Source organism: Chelativorans sp. Marseille-P2723, assembly GCF_902809845.1.
In the GTDB taxonomy this organism is placed as follows: Bacteria; Pseudomonadota; Alphaproteobacteria; order Rhizobiales; family Rhizobiaceae; genus Chelativorans.
The window spans coordinates 1,055,740-1,076,472 of record NZ_CADDWI010000013.1 but is presented as its reverse complement, the minus strand read 5'-3'; the positions used below and the strand labels follow the sequence as shown (position 1 = coordinate 1,076,472).

Below are 20,733 nucleotides of genomic sequence, written 5' to 3'. Positions count from 1 at the left end.
CTGGCTGTTCGTGAAAGGTGTTCCGAGTGATTGGCGACAACGGTCAGCCACGCATAGCGCCATTTCCAGGCCGCGGTGCATCGTCGAGAGCGATGATGATGGTTGCTTGCACCTTAAGCGTGGAAATACAGCTACCTCCAACCCTGGGGCACGCCTCTTAAAGTGCAGCGCGGCAAACGTGTGAGAAGCGCTCTTCGCAGTCGAAGATACACCGCAACTGCGCCAAGAGTATCGGGCTATCTATGCCTGGCTTTTCGATGGTGATTCTTGTTCATTGTCCGAACTCCTGTGCATTGCCTGTCTTGGGTTGGCTTCAATGCAGTTGAAGCGTCCTTTCCGCCTCAATCATGATCACAGCGGGGAAAAAACCGCACAGATCATGTGCTGCTCTTCAAACTGCCTTACCTAAGCTATGTGGTCTCGGGCAGGCCGGAAGCCCGTTCGCATCAGCGCATAGCTGTTTCGTCGAGCAGAGCAGGCAGACCGGTCATACCGGATTCACTCCTGCTTCGTTCACAGGCTCGGGGTGGATAAACCACGGCGGAAAGACAGGCCTCCGGTAGCAGCCATTAAAAATAGGACTAGCCGCTCTCTAGTAAAGCGCTTTACTAAATCGCTTTACTAAGACAGAATGCTTATATGGCCGGTAATGAGAGGACGCCAAAGCTGGGAGATGTTGCGAAGGCCGCGCGCCTTGCGCCGGCGACGGTTTCTCGCTTTCTCAATGGCAGTATCGATCTGCCGCCAGCAACGTCAGCGCGCATTCGCGCAGCGATAGCCGAACTCGGCTACCGCCCCAATCCATATGCCCGCAGCCTGAGCCGGGGGCGGACGGACGTCCTCGCCCTTGCCATCCCCGATATACAGAATCCGTTCTTCTCGCGGCTGGCATCCGCGGTCGACCGGTGCGCCGAGGATGCCAAGCTGAGTCTGCTGCTTTGCTCCACCTCCAACAAGCCAGCAAGGGAGCGCGACTATATTGAGCGGCTACAACGGGGCTTTTTCGACGGCTTGCTGCTTGCCACCAATCATGTCGATGACGGTGCCTTGGCCGAAGCCATCAACCGAGCTGACAGCAACATCGTCCTGGTCGATGAAGATGTGCCGGGCGCTCAGGTGGCAAAGGTCTTTTCCGACAATGAACAAGGCGGCTTCCTCGCCGGCCGGCACCTGCTTGCGGCTGGGCACAAGGAGGTTGCTTACATTGGTGGCCCGCCAAATCTCATGAGCACGGTGGAACGGCGTCAAGGTCTGGTTAACGCGATTTCTTCTTCCAGCGATGCCCGCCTGGCATGCTGCCTGGAGAATGACTACACGCGTGAGCACGGGCGGGCCGCGATGGCCGAAATCATGGCGCGTCATCCCGACGTAACAGCGATTTTTGCCGGCAGTGACGAGATCACGCTAGGCGTGCTTGAAATGTTGCGGGAGCAAGGATTGCGCGTTGGCGCTGACATTTCCATCGTCACATTCGACGATGTCGGCCTGCTCCATCTTCTGGACCCTCCCGTGACTGCCATCAGGCAGCCGACGGCCGAGATCGGGCGGCGCGCATTCGAGCTGATGGCAGCCGCAATCACAGGTGAACACGGGGAGGCTTCCACGGAGCGACTGCCGGTTCGGCTGGTCGAGCGTGCTTCGGTGACCGCGCCGCGCAAGGGGCGGGCCTGATAGGGGGAAGGGCTTAAGTCAGGCACAATGCGAAACAGGGAGGTTCGACATGACAAAGAAGGTGCTGCTGGTCGGCGAGAGCTGGGTGTCTTCTTCGACACATTACAAGGGCTTTGACCAGTTCGGCAGCGTGACCTTTCATCTGGGTGCTGAGGATTTCGTCAAGTCGCTCGAAGGTAGCGAGTTCGACCTCACCTACATGCCGGCTCACGAGGCGGCCGAGCAACTGCCTTTCCAGATGAGCGATCTGGAAGTTTACGATGCAATCATGCTTTCAGACGTGGGATCCAACACGCTGCTTCTGCACCCGGACGTCTGGCTTCACGGCAAGCCGGTACCGAACCGCCTCAAGCTGCTGCGGGAATGGACCCGCAATGGCGGCGGCTTGATGATGATCGGCGGCTATTTCAGCTATCAGGGCATCGACGGCAAGGCCCGGTGGCGCCGGACCCCGGTGGAGGAAGCACTGCCGGTGGAATGCCTGCCCTACGACGATCGGATTGAGGTGCCGGAGGGATACCGTGCCAGGGTCATGAAAGCGGACCACCCGATCCTGGCAGGGCTTGGCGGAGAGTGGCCGCTTCTTTTGGGCGCAAACGAAGTGGTGGTGAAACAGGCACCAGGCATCGAGGTGCTGGCTACTTTGCCTGAGGAAGAGGGCGGGCACCCGCTGCTCGTTACCGGCCGGTTCGGAAAGGGGCGGACGATCGCCTGGATGTCCGATATTGGACACCACTGGCTGCCGCAGCAATTCACAAAATGGGATGGCTACGGGACCTTCTGGAAGAACTGCCTTTCCTGGCTGACAGCTTCCTCCCAAGATATGCCCTGATGGCAAGGAGGCTTCCGTGGCCCTCGTCACCGCACGCAACGTCACGAAACGCTTTGGCGCGCTGACTGCGCTTCAGGGCGTGGATCTCGATATCAGGAAGGGTGAAGTCCTTGCCCTTCTTGGTGACAATGGCGCCGGGAAGTCGACCTTCATCAAGATTCTCGCCGGGGCGCACTCGCAGTCAGAAGGGGAGTTGCGCATCGAGGGCCGGCCGGTCTCGTTCTCATCGCCAAGGGATGCCGCGGAAGCCGGTGTCGCCACGATCTACCAGGAACTCGCACTTTCGGAGAACCTCTCTATTGCGGAGAATGTTTTTCTTGGTCGCGAGATAACCCGGCGCGTGCTCGGCGTACCATTCCTTCGCAGCCGTGCCATGCGCGAGCGTGTAGCGGAATTGCTCGAAGAGCTTGATGCACATATTTCCGACCCCGCAGCTCCGGTAGGCTCTCTTTCGGGTGGGCAGAGGCAGGCGGTGGCGATATGCCGGGCGCTCAATCTCAATGCAAAGCTCGTCATCATGGACGAGCCGACGGCAGCGTTGGCCGTAGCGGAAACCCGCAAGGTGCTTGCCCTCACCCGCCGGCTTGCCGAGCGTGGCTGCGCTGTCTTGCTGATCAGCCACAATATCTCAGATGTTTTCGAAGTAGCCGACCGCATCGTGGTTTTCAGGCGTGGCCGGAAGATCGCCGAACGCGAGAGGCGGGCAACGGATCCGGAAGAGATTGTCTCCTTCATAACGGGCGCGCATCCCGACGTGCGCGCGCTCGAACAGGCAAACTTATAATCCGCGCGTCAAACTTCGGAGGAGAACCACGCTATGTTGAAGTACCTGAAAATCCTGACATCCGCATCCGCTGTTGCAATGCTCTCGGCCGGCGCCTTCGCGCAGGACACGCCACGCGTGGCTTTTGTGCCGCAGATCGTGGGTATTCCATATTTCAACGCCATGGAGCAAGGCGGCAAGGACGCCGCAGAGGAGTTTGGCGTCGAGTTCATTTACACAGGACCCGTCGATACCAACCCGATCGACCAATTGCAGATCGTGCAGAACCTGATTGCCCAGGGCGTCGAGGCCATCGCGGTCAGCGTTCTCGATGCATCGAGCATCGCGCCGGTCGTGGAGCAGGCGCGTGCTCAAGATATTCACCTGTACACTAGCGATAGCGATGCACCGGATAGTGGCCGCGCGGTATATGTGGCGCAAGCTACGGATGAAGGCCTCGGCTACACGATTATCGACGAACTGGTTGCGCGCGTGGGCGAGGATGCCAAGATCGGTATCGTCTCCGGCGAGGCAACCGCTTCCAACCTCAATGCCTGGATCGGCTTCATGCAGGAGCGTGTTGCCGAGCGCTATCCGAATGTAACGCTGCTCGAACCGCAGTTCGCCGGGGGCACTGCCCAGCGCGCGGCACAGATTGCGACCGATATGATGGCCTCCAACCCGGACCTTAAGGGCATCATCGCCGTCGCCTCGACCACCTGTCCTGGCGTCGGCCAAGCTATCGAGACGGCGAATAGGATCGGCGAGGTTGTTGGCACCGGCTATTGCAGCCCCAACACAGCCCGCTCCTACATCAAGAGCGGCGCGTTCGGCTTCTCCGTACTGTGGGATCCTGCGAAGCTTGGCTACCTGACGGTCTGGGCCGGAAAGCAGCTCATTGACGGCAATGAGTTCCAGGCAGAGAACGAAGTGACGGGCTTCGATGAGCCGATCGCCTATGATGAAGCGACAGGCGTGCTTCTGCTTGGCGCACCGGCTGTTTTCACGGCGGAGAACGTCGACGACTTTGACTTCTGAAGCGCTCTAGATGAACCTGCGCCGAATTCTCACTCTGAGCAGCCGTGAGCTCACCCTTGCGGCTGCATGCCTGGTGGCGATCATCGCATTTTCCATGGTGTCCGACCATTTTGGAACCGCCACCAACCTGACCACGATCCTGCGCAACAGCGTCGAGCTTCTCCTGATCGGGCTTGGCATGACACTGCTGCTGGCCATGGGAGGCATCGATGTTTCGGTGGGCGTTGCCATGGGGCTTGCCGCTATTGGCGTTGGCAAGGTGCTGGCCGCAGGTTTCGGCGCGCTTGCGGCGGCGCTGGTCGGCCCTTTGGTCGGTGCCGCCCTCGGCATCGTTACCGCATCGGTGGTCGTTCTGGGGCGTATACCGCCCATCGTGGCAACCCTTGGGCTTTTTGGCGTATTCCGTACGGCAATCTTTCTATGGCTGGGCGGCCAATGGCTTTCCGGTCTGCCGACGGACCTGACGGCAATTGTGTCATCCAGTTTCATGGGCGTGCCGCTAATGGCGTGGACCATCGCCGCCGCCTATCTCGTCATCTGGGTAGCACTGCGGCGCACACCCTTTGGCCCCCATCTGCTGGCGGTCGGCAACTCTGAAACCAAGGCGCGGCTTTCCGGGGTGTCGGTCAGGAAAGTGCAATTTTCTGCTTTCGTGATCAATGGTGCCCTTTGCGGCCTCGCGGCGACCTTCTATGTCGCCACCTACCGGAATGTCGAAATGTCGATCGGCAGCACTCTCGCCCTTGAAGCAATTGCTGCAGTGGTGCTTGGCGGAACGAGCATCCTTGGCGGTCGGTGCAGCCTTGTGGGTACTGTTCTCGGCGTCCTTCTTATACGCATCCTGCAGAACGGCTTGCTGCTGGTTGGTGTCCCGTCGCTCTGGCAGACTGTCGTGACGGGCGGCCTGCTCATTGCCGTCCTGTGCCTCGATGCTCTTTCCGGACGCATGCCTGTTTCGATCTGGCGAAGGAGGCCCGCATGAGCGCGTTGCTCGGCGCATGGCGCAACCAGCCCGTCCTTCTCGTCCTTGCCCTCTTATGGGTGGGGCTGATTTCCGCGATTGCCCTTTTTCAGCCGCATATCCTGAACGTCTATACCTTCACCGGCATTCTGCAATTCGCCTCAATCCTGGCTCTGGTGTCTCTCGGCCAGTCGCTGGTCATTCTCGCCGGTGGGGCCGGAATCGACCTTTCGGTCGGTGGAAACGTCTCCCTTACGGCCGTTCTGACGATGATGGCGCTGGTTGCAGGCTTGGACGCAGGCTGGATGCCGCTACTTTGTGTCGCGATCGGTGCAGGGCTCGGGCTCACGAACGGAATCCTCGTCACCAGGCTTGGCTTTTATCCGCTGATTGTGACTCTCGGCACCTTCTATATCTATTCCGGCGTCGCGCTGGCGCTCACAGGCGGCAGCGCCATATCTGGCGTTCCAACCTGGTCGCTGACCTGGGGGCGCGGCTCCTGGGGAGTGATCCCGCTGCCCTTCCTGACGCTGGTCCTTCCCGCCTTCATAATGGCAGCCATTATCCTCTCCCTAACGTCGTGGGGACGCTGGATCTATGCAATGGGCTACAATGAGCGCTCGGCGCGTCTGGTCGGCATCCCCGTCGATCGCGTACGCATACTGCTCTACACGCTCGGCGGCGCCCTCAGCGGGCTCGCTGCACTCGTTTCGCTTGCCTGGCTGGGTAGCGCCCGGCCTAACATCGGCGTCAATCTCGAACTGGAATCACTGACGGCTGCAATGCTGGGCGGCATCGCGATTTTCGGCGGGCGGGGTCATGTTTTTGGCGTTTTCGCTGCGGTCATTCTGCTTGTGACGCTGAAGACCGCCATGCTGCAAATGGGCTTCAACACGGTACTCCAGGTCGGGGTCGTGGGCCTGCTCCTCATCCTGGTTCTGCTCGCTGATCGCTTGTCTCAACATCGGGGATAGAAATGCCGAACCCACAGAAAATTGCGCACTACGTTGAGGATAATGCACAACGGATCGTCGAGACGCTGTGCGATCTCATTGCTTTCCCATCGATCGTGATGAGCGACCCGAGCAAGGCTGGTCCGGGCGAGCGCGATTGCCACCTTTACCTTGAGGAACGCCTCAGGAAGATCGGCATGGAAACCGATCTGTGGGAGCCGGATGGCCCTGCTCTTTATGAGAAATATGCCGGTCGGCCGGGAGCTCACAAGGGCAGGACTTTTGAGGGGCGCCCCAATCTCGGTGGGGTGCTCAGGGGCACAGGCGGGGGCCGGTCGATCATGCTGACGGGCCATATCGACGTCGTCCCTCCTGGACCGATGGAGCACTGGCGCACCGATCCATTCAAGCCGGAGATCATCGATGGCTTCGTGCACGGCCGCGGCGCGGTCGACATGAAGGGCGGAGTCGCCTGCATGCTGATGGCGGTAGAACTATTGAAAGAGCTTGGTGTTTCGCTTGCGGGCGACGTTGTTTTTACGACTGTCGTAGACGAGGAGATCGGCGGCATGGGCTCGCTTGCCATGGTCGATCGCGGCTTCCGCGCCGATGCCGGCATCATGACCGAACCGACGGCAAACCGCATCGCCCCGCTTTGCCATGGCATCCTTTGGGGCAGGATCATCATCGATGGCATCGGCGGGCATGCCGAGCTGACGCCCAATGCCTGGTATGCGGGAGGCCCGGTTGACGCGATCCAGCTATGCCGGCAAATGCTTGACGGCATCGATATCCTCAACCGCCGCTGGCAGTTCGATCCCAGGAAGAATCACCCTCTCATGGATCTTCCGAACCAGATCATCGTCACCCAGATCAATGCAGGCGAGCATCCCTCATCGATGGCAGGACGTGCGGAGATAATCATCGACGCCCAGTATCTGCCTGGCGAAAAAGATGAATTCGGGTTGGGCGGTCACGTCAAACGCGAGATTGAAGAGCACGTTGCGCATATTTGCCAGGCAGACCCCTATCTGCGCAAGCATCCCGCTCGCGTTGAGTGGATACTCGATGCCGATTGCGCGGAGGTGCCTGCCGACCACCCGTTCATCGGCGCGTTCCAGCACGCCGTGTCGACGGCTTCCCTATCCCCCGAACTTTCCGGATTTGGCGCGCACAGCGATATCGGGCTGCCGACAACGCTCGGGCAGACGCCGACGGTGAATTTTGGTCCGGGGGACCCGTCCCAGGCCCACCAGCCGAACGAGCGCGTCTCCATCGAGGATCTGGTGGCATGCACCAAGGCAATTGCGATTGCCGTGCATGAATGGAGCGGCCGCCGCGTATCCTGAGCGGTGCGGCCGCACCGAACGGACGATGAGTTGACTGCGCGATAGCAACAAATTGCTGCCATCGCCCATTCACGCGCGACTACGTCCGTTCACCCATCACCGGCAGCTTACGAACTTCCGTGACATAATTGAGTACCAGCGACACGGCGACGATTCCGTAAAGCAGCATGAAGATGCTTGAGTTGAAGCGGAAGAACTCCAGCATCGCGCCAAACATGATCGGCAGCAGAAAGCCGCCAAGGCCGCCAACCAGTCCGACAATACCGGAGATGGTGCCGATGGATTCGGGAAATTCATCGCCAACATATTTGAAAGTCGATGCCATGCCGAAGGCAAAGGCGATGCCCAGTATGGCAAGAAGCCCCGCAAAGAACCAGAAAGGCAGCGCAATGGAAAAGTGTAGCGACTCGCCATCGACAGTGTGAATGATCAGTTCATGCTTCGGATAGGACAACAGGAACAGGCAGACCCAGGCAACCCAAAGTACCCACCAGGTCACTGAGTGCGCGCCGAAACGGTCGGCCAACCAGCCGCCCAGCGCCCGGAAGGCGCCGCCCGGAAGCGAAAAAAAGCTTGCTAACAGCGCAGCCTGCGTAATCGAGAAACCGTACTCGCTGCGGAAATAACTGGGCATCCAGACCGACAGCGCCGTGAAGCCGCCAAACAGGATTGAATAGTACTGGCAATATTTCCACACACGCGGGTCCTTGAGAACCGCAAGTTGCTGGCGGACGGAAACGGTCGCTGTGCGTCCTGCACCCGGATCGGGCGCTGACAGAAGCCAGAAGAGCACCGCGGTGATGACGAGAGTAACGGCATAAACACGCGGGACGGCCTGCCAGCCATAGGCGTTTATTAAGGCCGGAGCGACGAACATGTTAAGGGCGGCGCCGACCGTCCCGGCTCCGAATACGCCCATAGCAAAACCGCGCCGCTCCTTTGGGAAGAAGCGCGCGACATAGGGCGTGCCGACTGAAAATGAAGCCCCGACCAGCCCAAGCGCGAGGCCTAGCAGAAGAAACTGCCACAATGCAGTCGCGTAAGAGGACAGCCAGAGCGGGATCGCGCACGCCAGAAGCAAGACAAACATGACGATCCGCCCCCCGAGTCGGTCGGTCCATATTCCGAAAGGCAGGCGGAACAGAGACCCGGTCAATACCGGGGTAGCCGTCAGAAGGCCGAACTGAAACGCATCCAGGCCCAGCTCGTCCCGAATTGGGATGCCCGTCACGCCGAACATCATCCACACCGCAAAGCAGACAATGAATGCCCATGTGGTGACCAGCAAGACGACGATGCTTCGAGTATTCGACATGCTCCCCTCGCGCAGATCGCAGGCGGTTTCGGCCGAAGCCCGCAATGATGGCTCTTCTCAGCCGAAGGCCAAATAGAGCAGGATCAGGAGGCCGATGATCGCAATGACAAGCCAGATCATGGGCCAGGCGCGTCCCTCTTCGCGCTGGACCGAGGCCGTCGCGAAAGGCGCCTGGCTTGACTCCGATGTGTTGTGGCTGGTCTCGCGGCGGCTTTTAAGCGCCGGGTTCAGCCCTCTGTCGCGCTTGCCCCCATCAGGTTCGTCGATCATGCTCCGCTCCTCCACCAGCAGATTCGGTCGCCAGACGCCACCGCACCATCGTCAAAAGGCATGCCGTGCCTGGATCAGCGCTGTCACGCATCCGCGAAGTCAGGCCGGCCCATTCTTCCTCTGATGCGAACTGCGAAAAATCCGCCAAAGCGCCACGTACATATTCGGCTGCACTTTCGCCCGACCGCTCAGCGGCTTTGCCGATCCGCGCCAGTAGGTCAGGCATGCATTCGCCCAGCCAGCTCTCGAATTCATCCGAGGAGCGTCGGGCTTCGGCCAGGATGTCGCCAAGCATCGCCATCAGGCTGCCCCCGGCTCCACTGCGGCTTCGATGACAATCCCTTCGATCTCCGCGCCTGCGGCAAGCTGCGCAACGTAGCGCGCGGCACTCACTGACCAGCTACGGGCCTCGAGCATCTCTGCGATCTTTCCCTTCACCAAGTCGTAGGGAAGCTGTCGTCCCTCGATCTTCCGCGCCAGGCGTAGTACATGCCAGCCATAGCGCGAGCGCACCGGCTCGCGGCCTGTCCTCTCCTCCCTCAGCGCCTCGATCGCATCCTGCACTTCGGGCAGCAGATCACCGCGCCGAACCTGGCCCAGAGACCCGTCCTGATGCGCCGACGGGCATGCCGACATCTGCCTTGCGACCTCTGCGAAAGCTGCCGCATCGTCGCCGATCTCGGCAATGATAGCGCGCGCCTGCGCTTCAGCCTCGGCCCATGCGCCCTCCTTTTCCCCTTCGGGCTCTATGAGGATATGCGCTGCCTCGAAGAGATCCGGCGTGCGGAACCGCTCCGGTTGCACGTCATAGAAGCGGCGGCATTCCTCATCGCTGGGAACGGCCGCGGCGATCTTTTCCTCAAGCAAAGCAGTGATGACCGCGTCATCATCCGTTTCGATCCGGCCGGCCTCGTCCGCCTGCGGCTCGGCTTCGATTTCGCAGCGGCGCGCTTCCTGCAGGAGCAGTTCGCGTATCGCGAGGGCGCGCGCAGCCTCCTTCCAGGCAGTCTCCGGTTCCGGCGCGGGGTGGTGCTGGATTTCGCGTGCAATCGCCTCGGGCGTGATCTCGGTACCGTTCACCCGGACCTGCGAAAAGCTTGGCGGAGGCGCGCGCCGCGCCAGTGCGCCACCGCCGCAGCCACCGCTTTGGCACGCGCTCATCATGACGGGCTGAGGCCGTTTTGCCCTATTGGGGTCTCGGCCAGGCGTGATGTTGCTCATGCTCCGCTCTCCCCACTTTCCGATTGCTGCCGTGCGATTATCTGGCCTCCATATCCGCCCAACACCCCGGGCTCGGCCACCCCCTGCCTGATCGGTCCGCGCGAGCGCACGATCTGATAGCCTGGACGGAACAGGTACCAGATGGGTGCGCTCCAGATGTGCACCAGCCGTGTGAACGGCGTAATCAGGAACAGCGTCAGTCCAAGAATGATGTGCAGCTTGTAGACCAGCGCCACGTCGGCGATCAGGTCCGGGGCTTCCGGATTGAGCGTCAGGATGCCGCTCGCCCAGCCCATGAACTGCACCATCGCGCTGCCATCCATGTGCTGCATGGTCCAGTAGATCGTGCCGACACCAAGCACGAGCTGCAGCCAGATGAGCACGAGCACGGCAATATCCCCAAAGGAGGAGGTTTGCCGGACGCGCGGATCGAAAAGCCGGCGATGGAGCAGGATTGTCGCTCCGGCAAGCGCGCAGATGCCTGCAAGCCCGCCGACGACGAGGGCCAGAAGCTGTTTGAAACCGTGGCTTATGCCCAACGTGTCGAGAACTCCGATGGGAGTCAGTAGACCGAAGAGGTGGCCGACGAAGAGCACCAGCACGCCAAGGTGGAAAAGGTTCGAACCGATCATCATCTGCCTGCGGCGCAGGAACTGGCTCGACTGGGCTCGCCAGCTATATTGGGAAGCATCGAAGCGCAGGATCGAACCGACGAAAAGAACCGTCAGCGCCAGATATGGATACCAGCCGAACGCCAACTGATTGAGAAAGTCGTTCATCTTGCTCTCCTCAACCCTTGAGCCCCGTTCGCGCGCCCCCCATCGCTTTTCTTGCCGCGCGTATCTTGGCGACGATTCCGGTAGGGCCGCCCATTTCGTGCGGTTCGGTAAACGTCACCGGCTTTTCTTCCCACTCCTCGTCGATCTTCGCCGGGTCGTCCGAGGGCGCGTTCTTCTGCAATTCCTCCAGCGCGACAGAATCCGGCCGCACGCCTGCAAGTTCGACGAGCGCGCCGAAAACTGCGGAGTAGTCCGATCCTCGCTCGCGCAGCCGCTGCTCAAGAGCGGCGAAGATATGGGCGGGCTCGCCCAGCATCACCCGCGCTTCCGCGGGCGGAAGACAGGAGACAAATTCCAGAAAAACGGGTACGAAGTCCGGTAATTCGTTGCTCTCCAGCAGATAGCCCCGGTCGACATATTGCTGGCCGAGATCGATCATCGCTTGTCCGCGCTCCCGGCTGTCCCCGTGAACGTGCTCGAAAAGATGGAGCGAGAGGGCGCGCGAACGGTCGAAAAGCTCGCTATAGTCGGCCTGTGCGTCGAGAAGATCCTGGGTCTCCAGGCGTGAAAGCAAAGCTTCCAGACGGCGCAGCGGCCCTCGCGGCAAAGCCTTCTCAGACTGGAGCGCATCGCGGATTTCGCCGATATGCGCCTGCAATTCGGCTGAGGGGTAGCCGAGCAGGGCAGCCTGGGCGCGTATCGTCAGTCTCATGTCGGGATGTCCATATAGGGCTTGCGAGGCGTCCGCTTCGCGCCTCCGAAAAGGTTCAGCCTGGTCGCGCCATTCGTGCTCTCCTGGAAACCGAACCCCGCCGAGCCGCGCAGAACATAGGCATCCTCGTCCCTCTCCCGATGTGTTGTCGGGATCACATACCGGTCCTCGTAATTGGCCAGGGCCATGATCCTGTACATTTCCTCGATGGTCGCCTGTGTGAGGCCCACCCGCTCGGGAATAGATGGATCGATCCGGCCTTCAACGCTCTTGGCGCGCATGTAGGCGCGCATGGCCAGCATGCGTTCCAGCGCCGTCGCCACGGGTGCCTCGTCGCCGGCGGTCAAAAGATTAGCGAGGTAACGCAGAGGAATGCGAAGGCTGCGCACATCCGGCATCCCATCTTTAGCGCTGATCTTCCCGGCCTCATGGGCCGACTGGATCGGCGAGAGCGGCGGCACATACCAGACCATTGGCAGCGTGCGGTATTCGGGATGAAGCGGGAAGGCGACTTTCCATTGCACGGCCATCTTATAGATCGGTGAACGGATTGCCGCCTCGATCCAGTGGTCGGGAATGCCCTGTGCCCGGGCTTCTGCCTGTATCTGCGGATCGTGCGGATCCAGGAAGACGTCGAGTTGCGCCGGATAAAGGTCCTTTTCGTTCGCGACAGAGGCGGCGGCCTCGATCTTGTCGGCGTCATAGAGCACCACGCCAAGATAGCGGATGCGTCCGACGCAGGTTTCTGAGCAAACGGTCGGCTGGCCCGTCTCGATACGCGGATAGCAGAAGATGCATTTTTCCGATTTGCCCGTGGACCAGTTGTAATAGATCTTCTTGTAGGGGCAGCCGGAGACGCACATGCGCCATCCGCGGCACTTCTCCTGATCGATTAGGACGATTCCGTCCTCCTCGCGCTTGTAGATCGCCCCCGACGGACACGAGGCGAGGCAGGAGGGGTTGAGGCAGTGTTCGCACAGCCTCGGCAGATACATCATGAAGGTCTTTTCGAACTCGCCGTAAATTTCCTTCTCGACGCCTTCGAAATTGTAGTCATGGCTGCGCTTCTCGAACTCGCCGCCCAGCATGTCCTCCCAATTGCCGGACCATTCGATCTTGTTGATGACGGCGCCGGTCAGGAGCGAGCGGGGCTTGGCTGACGGCTGCGCCTGCAGTTCCGGCGCCTTTTGAAGCCACTCATATTCGTAGGTGTAGGGTTCGTAGAAATCGTCGATTTCGGGAAGGTGCGGATTGGCGAAGATCTTCGATAGAATGCGCCATTTCGATCCCTGCCGGGGAACGAGCTTACCGCGCTTGGTGCGGACCCAGCCGCCGTGCCAGCGCTTCTGGTTCTCCCAGTCCTTGGGATAGCCGATACCTGGCTTGGTCTCGACATTGTTGAACCAGACATATTCCACACCTTCCCGGTTGGTCCACACATTCTTGCAGGTGATGGAACAGGTGTGACAGCCGATGCACTTATCGAGATTCAATACCATCGAGATCTGCGCTCGGATTCTCATTCCGCGGTCTCCCTGCGCTGCTTGTTTCCGGTCCCCCAATCGGCGGTGCCCCCCTCCACATTCGCCTCGTCCTCGACGACCTTATCGAACCAGTTCACCTCGCTCATCTTGCGCACAATCACGATCTCGTCGCGATTGGCGCCGACCGTCCCGTAGTAATTGAAGCCGTAGGCGAGCTGCGCATAGCCGCCGATCATATGCGTCGGCTTCATGTTTATGCGCGTGACCGAGTTGTGAATGCCTCCGCGCTGGCCGGTGATCTCCGAGCCGACGGTGTTAACCACCTTTTCCTGAGCGTGATACATGATGCAGGAGCCGGGCATGATACGCTGACTTACAATGGCCCGGGCGGTCAGCGCCCCGTTGACGTTGAACGCCTCGATCCAGTCATTGTCGACGATTCCGGCCTCCGCCGCGTCCTTCTCGCTGATCCAAACCGCCGGCCCGCCACGATTGAGGCTGAGCATGATGAGGTTTTCGGTATAGGTGGAATGGATTCCCCATTTCTGGTGCGGGGTCAGGAAGTTCAGCAGAATCTCGCGGTTGCCGTTCGGCAGCTTGCCCAGAGCGCGGGCCACGCTGCGCGTGTCGATCGGCGGCTTCCAGGTCACGAACGCCTCGCCGAAGGCGCGCATCCAATGATGGTCCTGGTAAAGCTGCTGGCGACCGGAAAGGGTCCGCCAGGGGATCAGCTCATGGACATTGGTATAGCCGGCATTGTAGCAGACGCTTTCGCTCTCGATGCCTGACCATGTCGGCGAGGAAATGATCTTGCGCGGCTGGCTGACAATGTCGCGAAAGCGGATCTTCTCTTCTTCCTTCCCCTCCGCAAGATGCACATGCGGGCGTCCGGTTGCTTTCGAGAGGACCTCCCATGCCTTGATGGCTACCTCGCCGTTCGTCTCTGGCGCAAGCATCAGGATCGTCTCGCAGGCATCGATGTCGGCATCCACCTTCGGCCGGCCTGCGGCCGGACCCTCGCGGACAATTCCGTTCAGTTTTCCCAGAAGCTCGATTTCGCGGTCCGCCTTCCATGTCAGGCCCTTCGAGCCGTTTCCATAGTTCTCGAGGTCGGGACCAAAAGAGGTAAAGCGGGCGAAAGTCTCCGGGTAGTTGCGCTCGACCAGATGCACGTTCGGCATCGTCTTGCCGGGGACAGGATCGCATTCACCGCGTTTCCAGTCCTTCGGTTCATAGGGTTGAGCAAGTTCTCCCGGCGTGTCGTGCTGGATGGGCGACAGCACCACGTCCTTCTCGATCCCGAGCACTTCGGGCGCGACCTCGGAGAATTTCTGTGCCAGGCCGCGAAAGATTGCCCAGTCGCTACGCGTTTCCCATGAGGGGTCCACCGCCGCCGTCAGTGGATGGATGAAGGGGTGCATGTCGGTGGTGTTCAGATCATGCTTTTCATACCAGGTCGCGGTCGGCAGGACGACATCCGAATAGACGCTGGTGGTGGACATCCGGAAATCGATGGTGACCATCAGGTCGAGCTTTCCGACAGGCGCTTCCTCCCGCCAGATGACCTCCTTGGGCCGCTGGATTTCTTCGCGGTCGTCGGTCCCTACCACACCGTGCAAGGAGCCGACGAAATGCTTCAGGAAATATTCGTGGCCCTTGCCACTGGCGCCCAGCACGTTGGACCGCCAGAAGAACATGTTTCGCGGCCAGTTGCGCGGATTATCCGGGTCCGTATTCGCAAACTTGATCTCGCCTGACTGGAGCCCTTCCGCCACCACTTCGCCAGGTGCGCGGCCGGAAGCGGCAATGCTGCGCCCAAGCTCAAGCGGATTCGTCTCCAACTGCGGCGCGGACGGCAGCCATCCCATCCGCTCGGCTCGGATGTTGTAATCGATCATCGCGCCCGACCAGTCACCCTCCGGCGCCAGCGGCGACAGGAGTTCGGAGACTTTCATGGTCTCGTAGCGCCACTGGTCGCTATGGGCGTAGAAGAAGCTGGTACCGTTCATCTGCCGGGGCGGGCGGCTCCAGTCGAGCGCAAAAGCGAGCGGCAGCCAGCCGGTTTGCGGGCGGAGCTTTTCCTGGCCCACATAATGCGCCCATCCGCCTCCGGACTTTCCTATGCAGCCGCACATCACCAGAAGCTGAATGATGCCGCGATAGCTCATGTCCATGTGATACCAGTGATTGAGCCCCGCCCCGAGGATCACCATGGAGCGGCCCTCGGTAATCTCCGCATTGGCCGCGAACTCGCGCGCTACCTGGATGATGGCCTGTCGCGGAACACCCGTCACTTTCTCCGCCCAGGCGGGGGTGAAGGGGATATCTTCGTCGAAGCTCTTGGCTACATTGTCGCCCCCGAAACCGCGGTCGAGACCGTAACTGGCGCAGTACAGGTCGAACACGGTCGCAACACGGACCCTGCCTCCATCGGCACGTTCAATGAGGCGCACAGGGACATTGCGCACCAGGATGTTTTCATGTCCGGTCGCCACCCAGTCATGCGCCGCACTGCCGCCAAAATACGGGAAAGCGACGGGAGCAATCTCGTCATGCGCGTCGGCCAGACTCATGCGCAGCCGGATGTCGCGCCCCTTGCCATCCTTTTCCTCAAGATTCCACTTGCCCTGGTCGCCCCAGCGGAAGCCGCTTGCGCCTTGGGGAGCCACCAGTTCGTTGGTCGATTCATCGATACCGACCGTCTTCCAGTCCGGATTATTGGTTTCGCCAAGGTTGTCAGCGAGGTCTGCCGCCCGCAGCATACGGTCGGGAACGATATGCCCGTCGCGCTCGCTCAGCGTGACAAGAAGAGGAAAGTCGGAGAACCGCCGCGTATAGTCCAGGAAATATTCCGTCTGCCTGTCGAGGTAGAATTCACGCAAAACGACATGGCCGAGCGCCAATGCAAGCGCTGCATCCGTGCCCTGTTTCGGATGCAGCCACATATCGGAGAACTTTGCCGCCTCGTTATAGTCGGGAGCGATGACGACGCTCTTGGCGCCCCGATAGCGCACCTCCGCGTAGAAATGGGCATCGGGCGCCCGTGTCATCGGCACATTCGAGCCCCAGACAAGGAGGAAACCCGCATTGTACCAGTCGGCGCTCTCGGGTACGTCGGTCTGCTCACCCCAGACCTGGGGCGAGGATGGCGGCAAATCGCAATACCAGTCGTAAAAGGAAAGAACCGTGCCCCCAAGCAGCGACAAATATCGCGAGCCGGCTGCATAGGAGATCATGGACATGGCCGGAATGGGTGAGAAGCCGGCGACCCGGTCCGGCCCGTATTCACGGATCGTATAGGCGTTGGCCGCGGCAATCAGTTCCATGATCTCGTCCCAGCCGGCGCGGACGAAGCCGCCCCGGCCCCGCCTGGAAACCCAGTCGCGGCGCTTTTTCTTGTCCTGGACGATTGCCCGCCATGCAGCGACCGGACTCATGGTCTTCCTGGCTTCACGCCAATGCCTGATCAGACGTGCGCGTACCAGAGGATATTTGATGCGGGTGCCGGAATACAAATACCAGGAGTAGCTTGCTCCCCTCGGGCAGCCCCGAGGCTCGTGGTTTGGCAGGTCGGGCCGTGTTCTTGGATAGTCGGTCTGCTGCGTCTCCCAGGTGACGATCCCGCCCTTGACATAGATCTTCCACGAGCACGATCCGGTGCAGTTCACGCCGTGAGTGGAGCGGACGATCTTGTCGGATGCCCAACGCTTTCGATAAGCGTCTTCCCACTTGCGGCTTTCTCTTGTCGTGATGCCGTGGCCGTCCGCGAAGGTTTCCCGGTCCCTCCGGAAAAATGTCAGCCGGTCGAGGAAATGGCTCATGGTTACTCCCCCCAAATGGGCTTGGGCACCCGTATGCATTTCAGTAGCTCCGACAGGAACTAGGGTGCGGAATCCTGTTATCAACGTCAATCGCAGATTTGCTTAGGCGGAATTTTGTGCAGTCCGCTATTCGCGTGGGGAGGAGCGGCAGGGTACGAATACGCGCCGCTATGCAAACGAACTCGGGAAATAAACATGGCAATACGCCGAGGGAATGCGCTTCAAAGGAGCGTCCTGCTACCCGCTGATGCGGCGCGTGCTTGATCCGGCGTGCTGTTTCAGGCCGTTATTTCACGGATGCAGAATCGAACTCCCGAAGGTGGACAGAAACGGGCTTTGCCGCGCAGTCCACAATGGGCCTGTCGTCTTCATCGACGAGGATGCGCGCTGCCGCTCCGTCCAGATCCTCGTACTGCCCCTGGCGCAGCGACCACAAGAAGATGAAAAGGGCGGAAGCGCCCATGACAAGTCCGATGGGAACGAGCCAGACGAGATAGCTCATGCGGGAGCCTCCGCCGGTTTAGCTATACGGGCCTCGCGTATCGCCAATTTTTCCGCACCTCGTAATCTGAGCGCATTGGCCACGACAAGGATCGAAGACAGCGACATGGCGATGGCAGCGACGAGGGGCGTGACATAGCCGGCGAGTGCCAGCGGCAGCACCAGTATATTGTAGATAACGGCAAGCCCCAGATTCTGGCGCACAAGCGCTGCCGCGCGCCGGGCGATCGACAGGGCCGCCGGTACCGAGTCGAGTGTGCCGCTGAAGAAGACGAGGTCAGCGGCGTTGCGTCCCACCTCCGCCGCGCTGCCGGGGGCCATGGATACGTCGGCGGCCGCCAAGGCGGGTGCGTCATTCAGCCCGTCTCCCACCATCAGCACCTTCGTGCCTTCGCTGCGCAGTTTGGCAAGCCGCGCGACCTTGTCCGCAGGCAGCATGGCCGCCTGGTAGTTTTTTACGCCAAGCTCCTCTGCCACGGCAGCCACGGCCTGTTCCGTGTCGCCGGAAATGATCTCAACCGCCAAGCCGTTCTCCTGAAGCGCGCGGACTGCGTTTTTTGCTTCGCCGCGCAATGTGTCGGTAAATGCAAAAGTCCCCACCGGAGCGCCATCGCGGGAAAGCACGCTGACGGTCTGCGCGCTTTCCGATGCCCCGGTGTCATGCGCCCATGACGGGCGCCCGAGCCGATATTGGGCGCCGCCGATTTCCCCCTCGATGCCAAAGCCGGGATGCTCCGCGAAGTTTTCAACCGGATGATCTGCCGCGCCGGGATGGATCGCTGCTACGGCCCTTGCCGCAGGATGGAGCGAACGGGACGCCAGGGTAGCAGCAGCTTCAAGATCATCCCCTGCGGCCGTCGAGCCGCTGACGCGCAGACGCCCCAATGTCAGCGTTCCGGTCTTGTCGAACACAACCGCACCGACCTGAACGAGGCGTTCCAGCGCGCTTCCATCCTTGAGCGCGATCCCACCTTCGAACAGCCGGCGCGCTGCCATCACCTGGACCATCGGAACGGCGAGGCCGAGCGCGCACGGGCAGGTTATGATCAGTACCGAAACGGCGATTGTAAGCGCGCGGTGCCAGTCTCCCGTCGCCAGCATCCAGCCGGTAAAGGCGGCAAGCGCCAGGGTGTGGATGACGGGCGAGTAAAGGCTTGCTGCACGGTCGGCAATGCGGCGGTAGCGCGAGCGGCCGGCTTCCGCCGCCTCCATCATCCGAATCATTTCGGAAAGGAAGGAGTCGTCGGCCCTTTTCTCGACCTGGACCTTCAGGGCGCCGGTCAGGTTCAGCATGCCCGCGCTGACCTTGCTGCCTGCTTCGGCCTCGACGGGCTGCGACTCGCCGGTAACGACGTGGGCATCGATCTCGCCGCTGCCCTCCACCACCGTGCCATCGAGCGGAATGCGTTCTCCCGGCGAGACGAGCAGCATCTCCCCGGGCTCGATGGTGCGCACATCCTTGTAGTCGCGGGTTCCGTCCGCCGCCACCGTCACCGCTCCGCGCGGCATCATGCGCGCCAGCCCCATCACGGCTACCCTGGCCCTGCGGCGCATCATGTGGTCCAGCGTGCGGCCGATGAGCAGGAAGAAGGTAAGCGACGTTACCGCATCGAAATAGGCGTGCGGTTCGTTCAAGAGGGTGTCATGAAGGCTGAGCCCCAGCGTCAGCAGGATCCCGACGGAAATCGGCACATCCATATTGGTCCTGCGCGCTTTCAACGCCGACCAGGCAGAGGCGAAGAAGACGCGGCCCGAATAGGCGATTGCGGGTACGGCAAGCAGTGCCGAGATCAGATGGAACGCATGGCGAACTCCGGCGTCCGCCCCCGACCAGACGGAGACAGACAGGAGCATGATGTTCATGGAAGCAAAACCCGCCACGGCCGTCGCGCGTATCAGGCGTGTAAATTCCGGATCCTCCCGTTCGGGATCCTCGGAAAAGAGCGTCGACTCGTAGCCGGCCTTGGAAAGCGCCTTGAAGAAGGGCGGCACCGGGCCATCCTTGCGCCACTGAACCGAGACGCGGCGGGTCGAGAGGTTGAGTCTTGCTGCTTCTACGCCCGGGAGCGTCACGAGCGCTTTCTCGATGGCCTTGATACAGGCCGCGCAATGCGCGCCGGGCACCGACAGATCCGTTTGCATTAGGGTTGGCGAAAGGTCGCGGCTTGCGACGCGTATTTCATCGTCGACCGGCCAGGCACCACCCTGTTCATTCATGATCATGTCCGCGCCGGGGGCGCAACAGCCCGCCATGATCTCAACTCCGTGCGACCGTCGCATACGCGTGCCATGTGGCATGGCCCAATAGCGGGAAAATGAGGACGAGGCCCAGAAGCCCCGTGGCAACAGCAAATACGAACCACGCGAGCAGAATGCCGCCCCATGTCAGCATCACCGGCAAATTGTTCCAGACCAGTGCCATGCTCGCGCCCATGGCCGACATCGCATCGGTGCGCCTGTCGATGAGCATGGGGATGGCAAAAACACTGATCGAAAAGGAAAATGCCGCAAATATGCCGCCAATGATCGTGCCCGTAACAAGCATCGCCCAGCCGATGGGCGCGGTGAAGAGCATGGGCACGATCTGGTCAAGGCCAGGAAACGGCCGCAGGCCGAAGAAGAGAGCATAGACCAGCACAGCCGACCGCATCCAAAAGATCATCAGCAGCGCGAGAATAAGCCCGACAAAGAAGATCTGGCTCCCGGAGCGAATGGGAACGAAGATGACGTGGCGAAGGCTCAAGGGCTCGCCTTCCGCCAGCCTGCGGCTTTTTTCATAGGTCCCGAGGGCGATAAGCGGCCCGATGATCATAAAGCCCGACAGGGCGGGAAACAGGATGTGGTCCCAGCCTGCCGCGAACATGACCGCTACCGTGAGCATTGAAAGGGCAAGCACACCCACCCCGTGAAAAAGGCTCAAGCCGGGGCGGGTGCAGAAATCCCGCCACCCTGCTCCAAGCCAGCGGAAAGCTTCAGCAGGCGGCAGTCCATGGTCGCGGATGGCCGGCACGAAGGGTTCGATATCGTTTGCGTGAATGTCATTCGCCATGGTCTTGCTCTGAT

17 protein-coding genes and 1 pseudogene are annotated in these 20,733 nt (G+C 60.8%); 7 read left to right on the top strand and 11 right to left on the bottom strand.

Translation table 11 applies throughout. From position 1 onward, the window contains the following. Positions 1-639: 639 nt before the first annotated feature. From HUS57_RS16405 to HUS57_RS16375, 7 genes are read left to right on the top strand one after another with little or no spacing between them, the layout of a single operon-like run. Complete coding sequence (locus HUS57_RS16405; protein WP_173934944.1) at positions 640-1,671, top strand: LacI family DNA-binding transcriptional regulator; 1,032 nt, start codon at positions 640-642, stop codon at positions 1,669-1,671. A gap of 49 nt (positions 1,672-1,720) precedes the next feature. Continuing rightward, positions 1,721-2,503, top strand: a complete 783-nt coding sequence (locus HUS57_RS16400; RefSeq protein ID WP_173934943.1) for a glutamine amidotransferase — start codon at positions 1,721-1,723, stop codon at positions 2,501-2,503. A 16-nt stretch (positions 2,504-2,519) separates the two neighbouring features. Continuing rightward, complete coding sequence (locus tag HUS57_RS16395; RefSeq protein WP_173934942.1) at positions 2,520-3,287, top strand: ATP-binding cassette domain-containing protein; 768 nt, start codon at positions 2,520-2,522, stop codon at positions 3,285-3,287. 33 nt (positions 3,288-3,320) lie between these two features. Continuing rightward, positions 3,321-4,304: an autoinducer 2 ABC transporter substrate-binding protein gene (locus HUS57_RS16390; protein ID WP_173934941.1), complete on the top strand. Its 984-nt coding sequence runs from the start codon at positions 3,321-3,323 to the stop codon at positions 4,302-4,304. Between the two features lie 10 nt (positions 4,305-4,314). Then, positions 4,315-5,286 (top strand): ABC transporter permease, encoded by a 972-nt coding sequence (locus tag HUS57_RS16385; protein ID WP_173934940.1) that lies wholly within the window; start codon positions 4,315-4,317, stop codon positions 5,284-5,286. Continuing rightward, entirely contained in the window at positions 5,283-6,239 is a 957-nt protein-coding gene (locus HUS57_RS16380) for an ABC transporter permease (RefSeq protein ID WP_173934939.1), read from the top strand. Before HUS57_RS16385 ends, HUS57_RS16380 begins: the two co-directional genes overlap by 4 nt. A 2-nt stretch (positions 6,240-6,241) precedes the next feature. Continuing rightward, the gene (locus tag HUS57_RS16375; RefSeq protein WP_173934938.1) at positions 6,242-7,567 is read left to right on the top strand and encodes an ArgE/DapE family deacylase; all 1,326 of its coding nucleotides are present in this window, start codon (positions 6,242-6,244) and stop codon (positions 7,565-7,567) included. Positions 7,568-7,646: 79 nt separating this feature from the next. Here the strand turns inward: HUS57_RS16375 and HUS57_RS16370 are convergent, their stop codons facing one another. The 11 genes and pseudogenes from HUS57_RS16370 to HUS57_RS16320 form a co-directional block, all read right to left on the bottom strand. Continuing rightward, positions 7,647-8,882 (bottom strand): MFS transporter, encoded by a 1,236-nt coding sequence (locus tag HUS57_RS16370; protein ID WP_173934937.1) that lies wholly within the window; start codon positions 8,880-8,882, stop codon positions 7,647-7,649. A 57-nt stretch (positions 8,883-8,939) separates the two neighbouring features. Continuing rightward, complete coding sequence (locus tag HUS57_RS16365; RefSeq protein WP_173934936.1) at positions 8,940-9,152, bottom strand: hypothetical protein; 213 nt, start codon at positions 9,150-9,152, stop codon at positions 8,940-8,942. After that, the gene (locus HUS57_RS16360; RefSeq protein WP_173934935.1) at positions 9,136-9,453 is read right to left on the bottom strand and encodes a hypothetical protein; all 318 of its coding nucleotides are present in this window, start codon (positions 9,451-9,453) and stop codon (positions 9,136-9,138) included. The genes HUS57_RS16365 and HUS57_RS16360 overlap by 17 nt, the downstream gene beginning before the upstream one ends. After that, positions 9,453-10,373 (bottom strand): peptidylprolyl isomerase, encoded by a 921-nt coding sequence (locus HUS57_RS16355; protein ID WP_173934934.1) that lies wholly within the window; start codon positions 10,371-10,373, stop codon positions 9,453-9,455. Before HUS57_RS16355 ends, HUS57_RS16360 begins: the two co-directional genes overlap by 1 nt. Then, positions 10,370-11,152, bottom strand: a complete 783-nt coding sequence (gene narI, locus HUS57_RS16350) for a respiratory nitrate reductase subunit gamma (protein WP_173934933.1) — start codon at positions 11,150-11,152, stop codon at positions 10,370-10,372. The genes HUS57_RS16355 and narI overlap by 4 nt, the downstream gene beginning before the upstream one ends. 10 nt (positions 11,153-11,162) lie before the next feature. After that, positions 11,163-11,864, bottom strand: coding sequence for a nitrate reductase molybdenum cofactor assembly chaperone (narJ, locus tag HUS57_RS16345; RefSeq protein ID WP_173934932.1), 702 nt, complete (start codon positions 11,862-11,864; stop codon positions 11,163-11,165). Continuing rightward, on the bottom strand, positions 11,861-13,387 hold the full coding sequence (gene narH / locus HUS57_RS16340; RefSeq protein ID WP_173934931.1) for a nitrate reductase subunit beta: 1,527 nt from the start codon (positions 13,385-13,387) through the stop codon (positions 11,861-11,863). Before narH ends, narJ begins: the two co-directional genes overlap by 4 nt. Continuing rightward, complete coding sequence (locus tag HUS57_RS16335) at positions 13,384-17,169, bottom strand: nitrate reductase subunit alpha (RefSeq protein WP_173934930.1); 3,786 nt, start codon at positions 17,167-17,169, stop codon at positions 13,384-13,386. Before HUS57_RS16335 ends, narH begins: the two co-directional genes overlap by 4 nt. Before the next feature lie 355 nt (positions 17,170-17,524). Continuing rightward, positions 17,525-17,671 (bottom strand): annotated as a pseudogene (ccoS, locus tag HUS57_RS16330) (cbb3-type cytochrome oxidase assembly protein CcoS); the annotation flags it as partial. After that, positions 17,668-19,887: a heavy metal translocating P-type ATPase gene (locus HUS57_RS16325; protein WP_246727910.1), complete on the bottom strand. Its 2,220-nt coding sequence runs from the start codon at positions 19,885-19,887 to the stop codon at positions 17,668-17,670. The gene HUS57_RS16325 and the pseudogene ccoS, both read right to left, overlap by 4 nt. 40 nt (positions 19,888-19,927) lie before the next feature. After that, positions 19,928-20,719 (bottom strand): DUF2189 domain-containing protein, encoded by a 792-nt coding sequence (locus HUS57_RS16320; RefSeq protein WP_173934927.1) that lies wholly within the window; start codon positions 20,717-20,719, stop codon positions 19,928-19,930. Between the last annotated feature and the right edge of the window lie 14 nt (positions 20,720-20,733).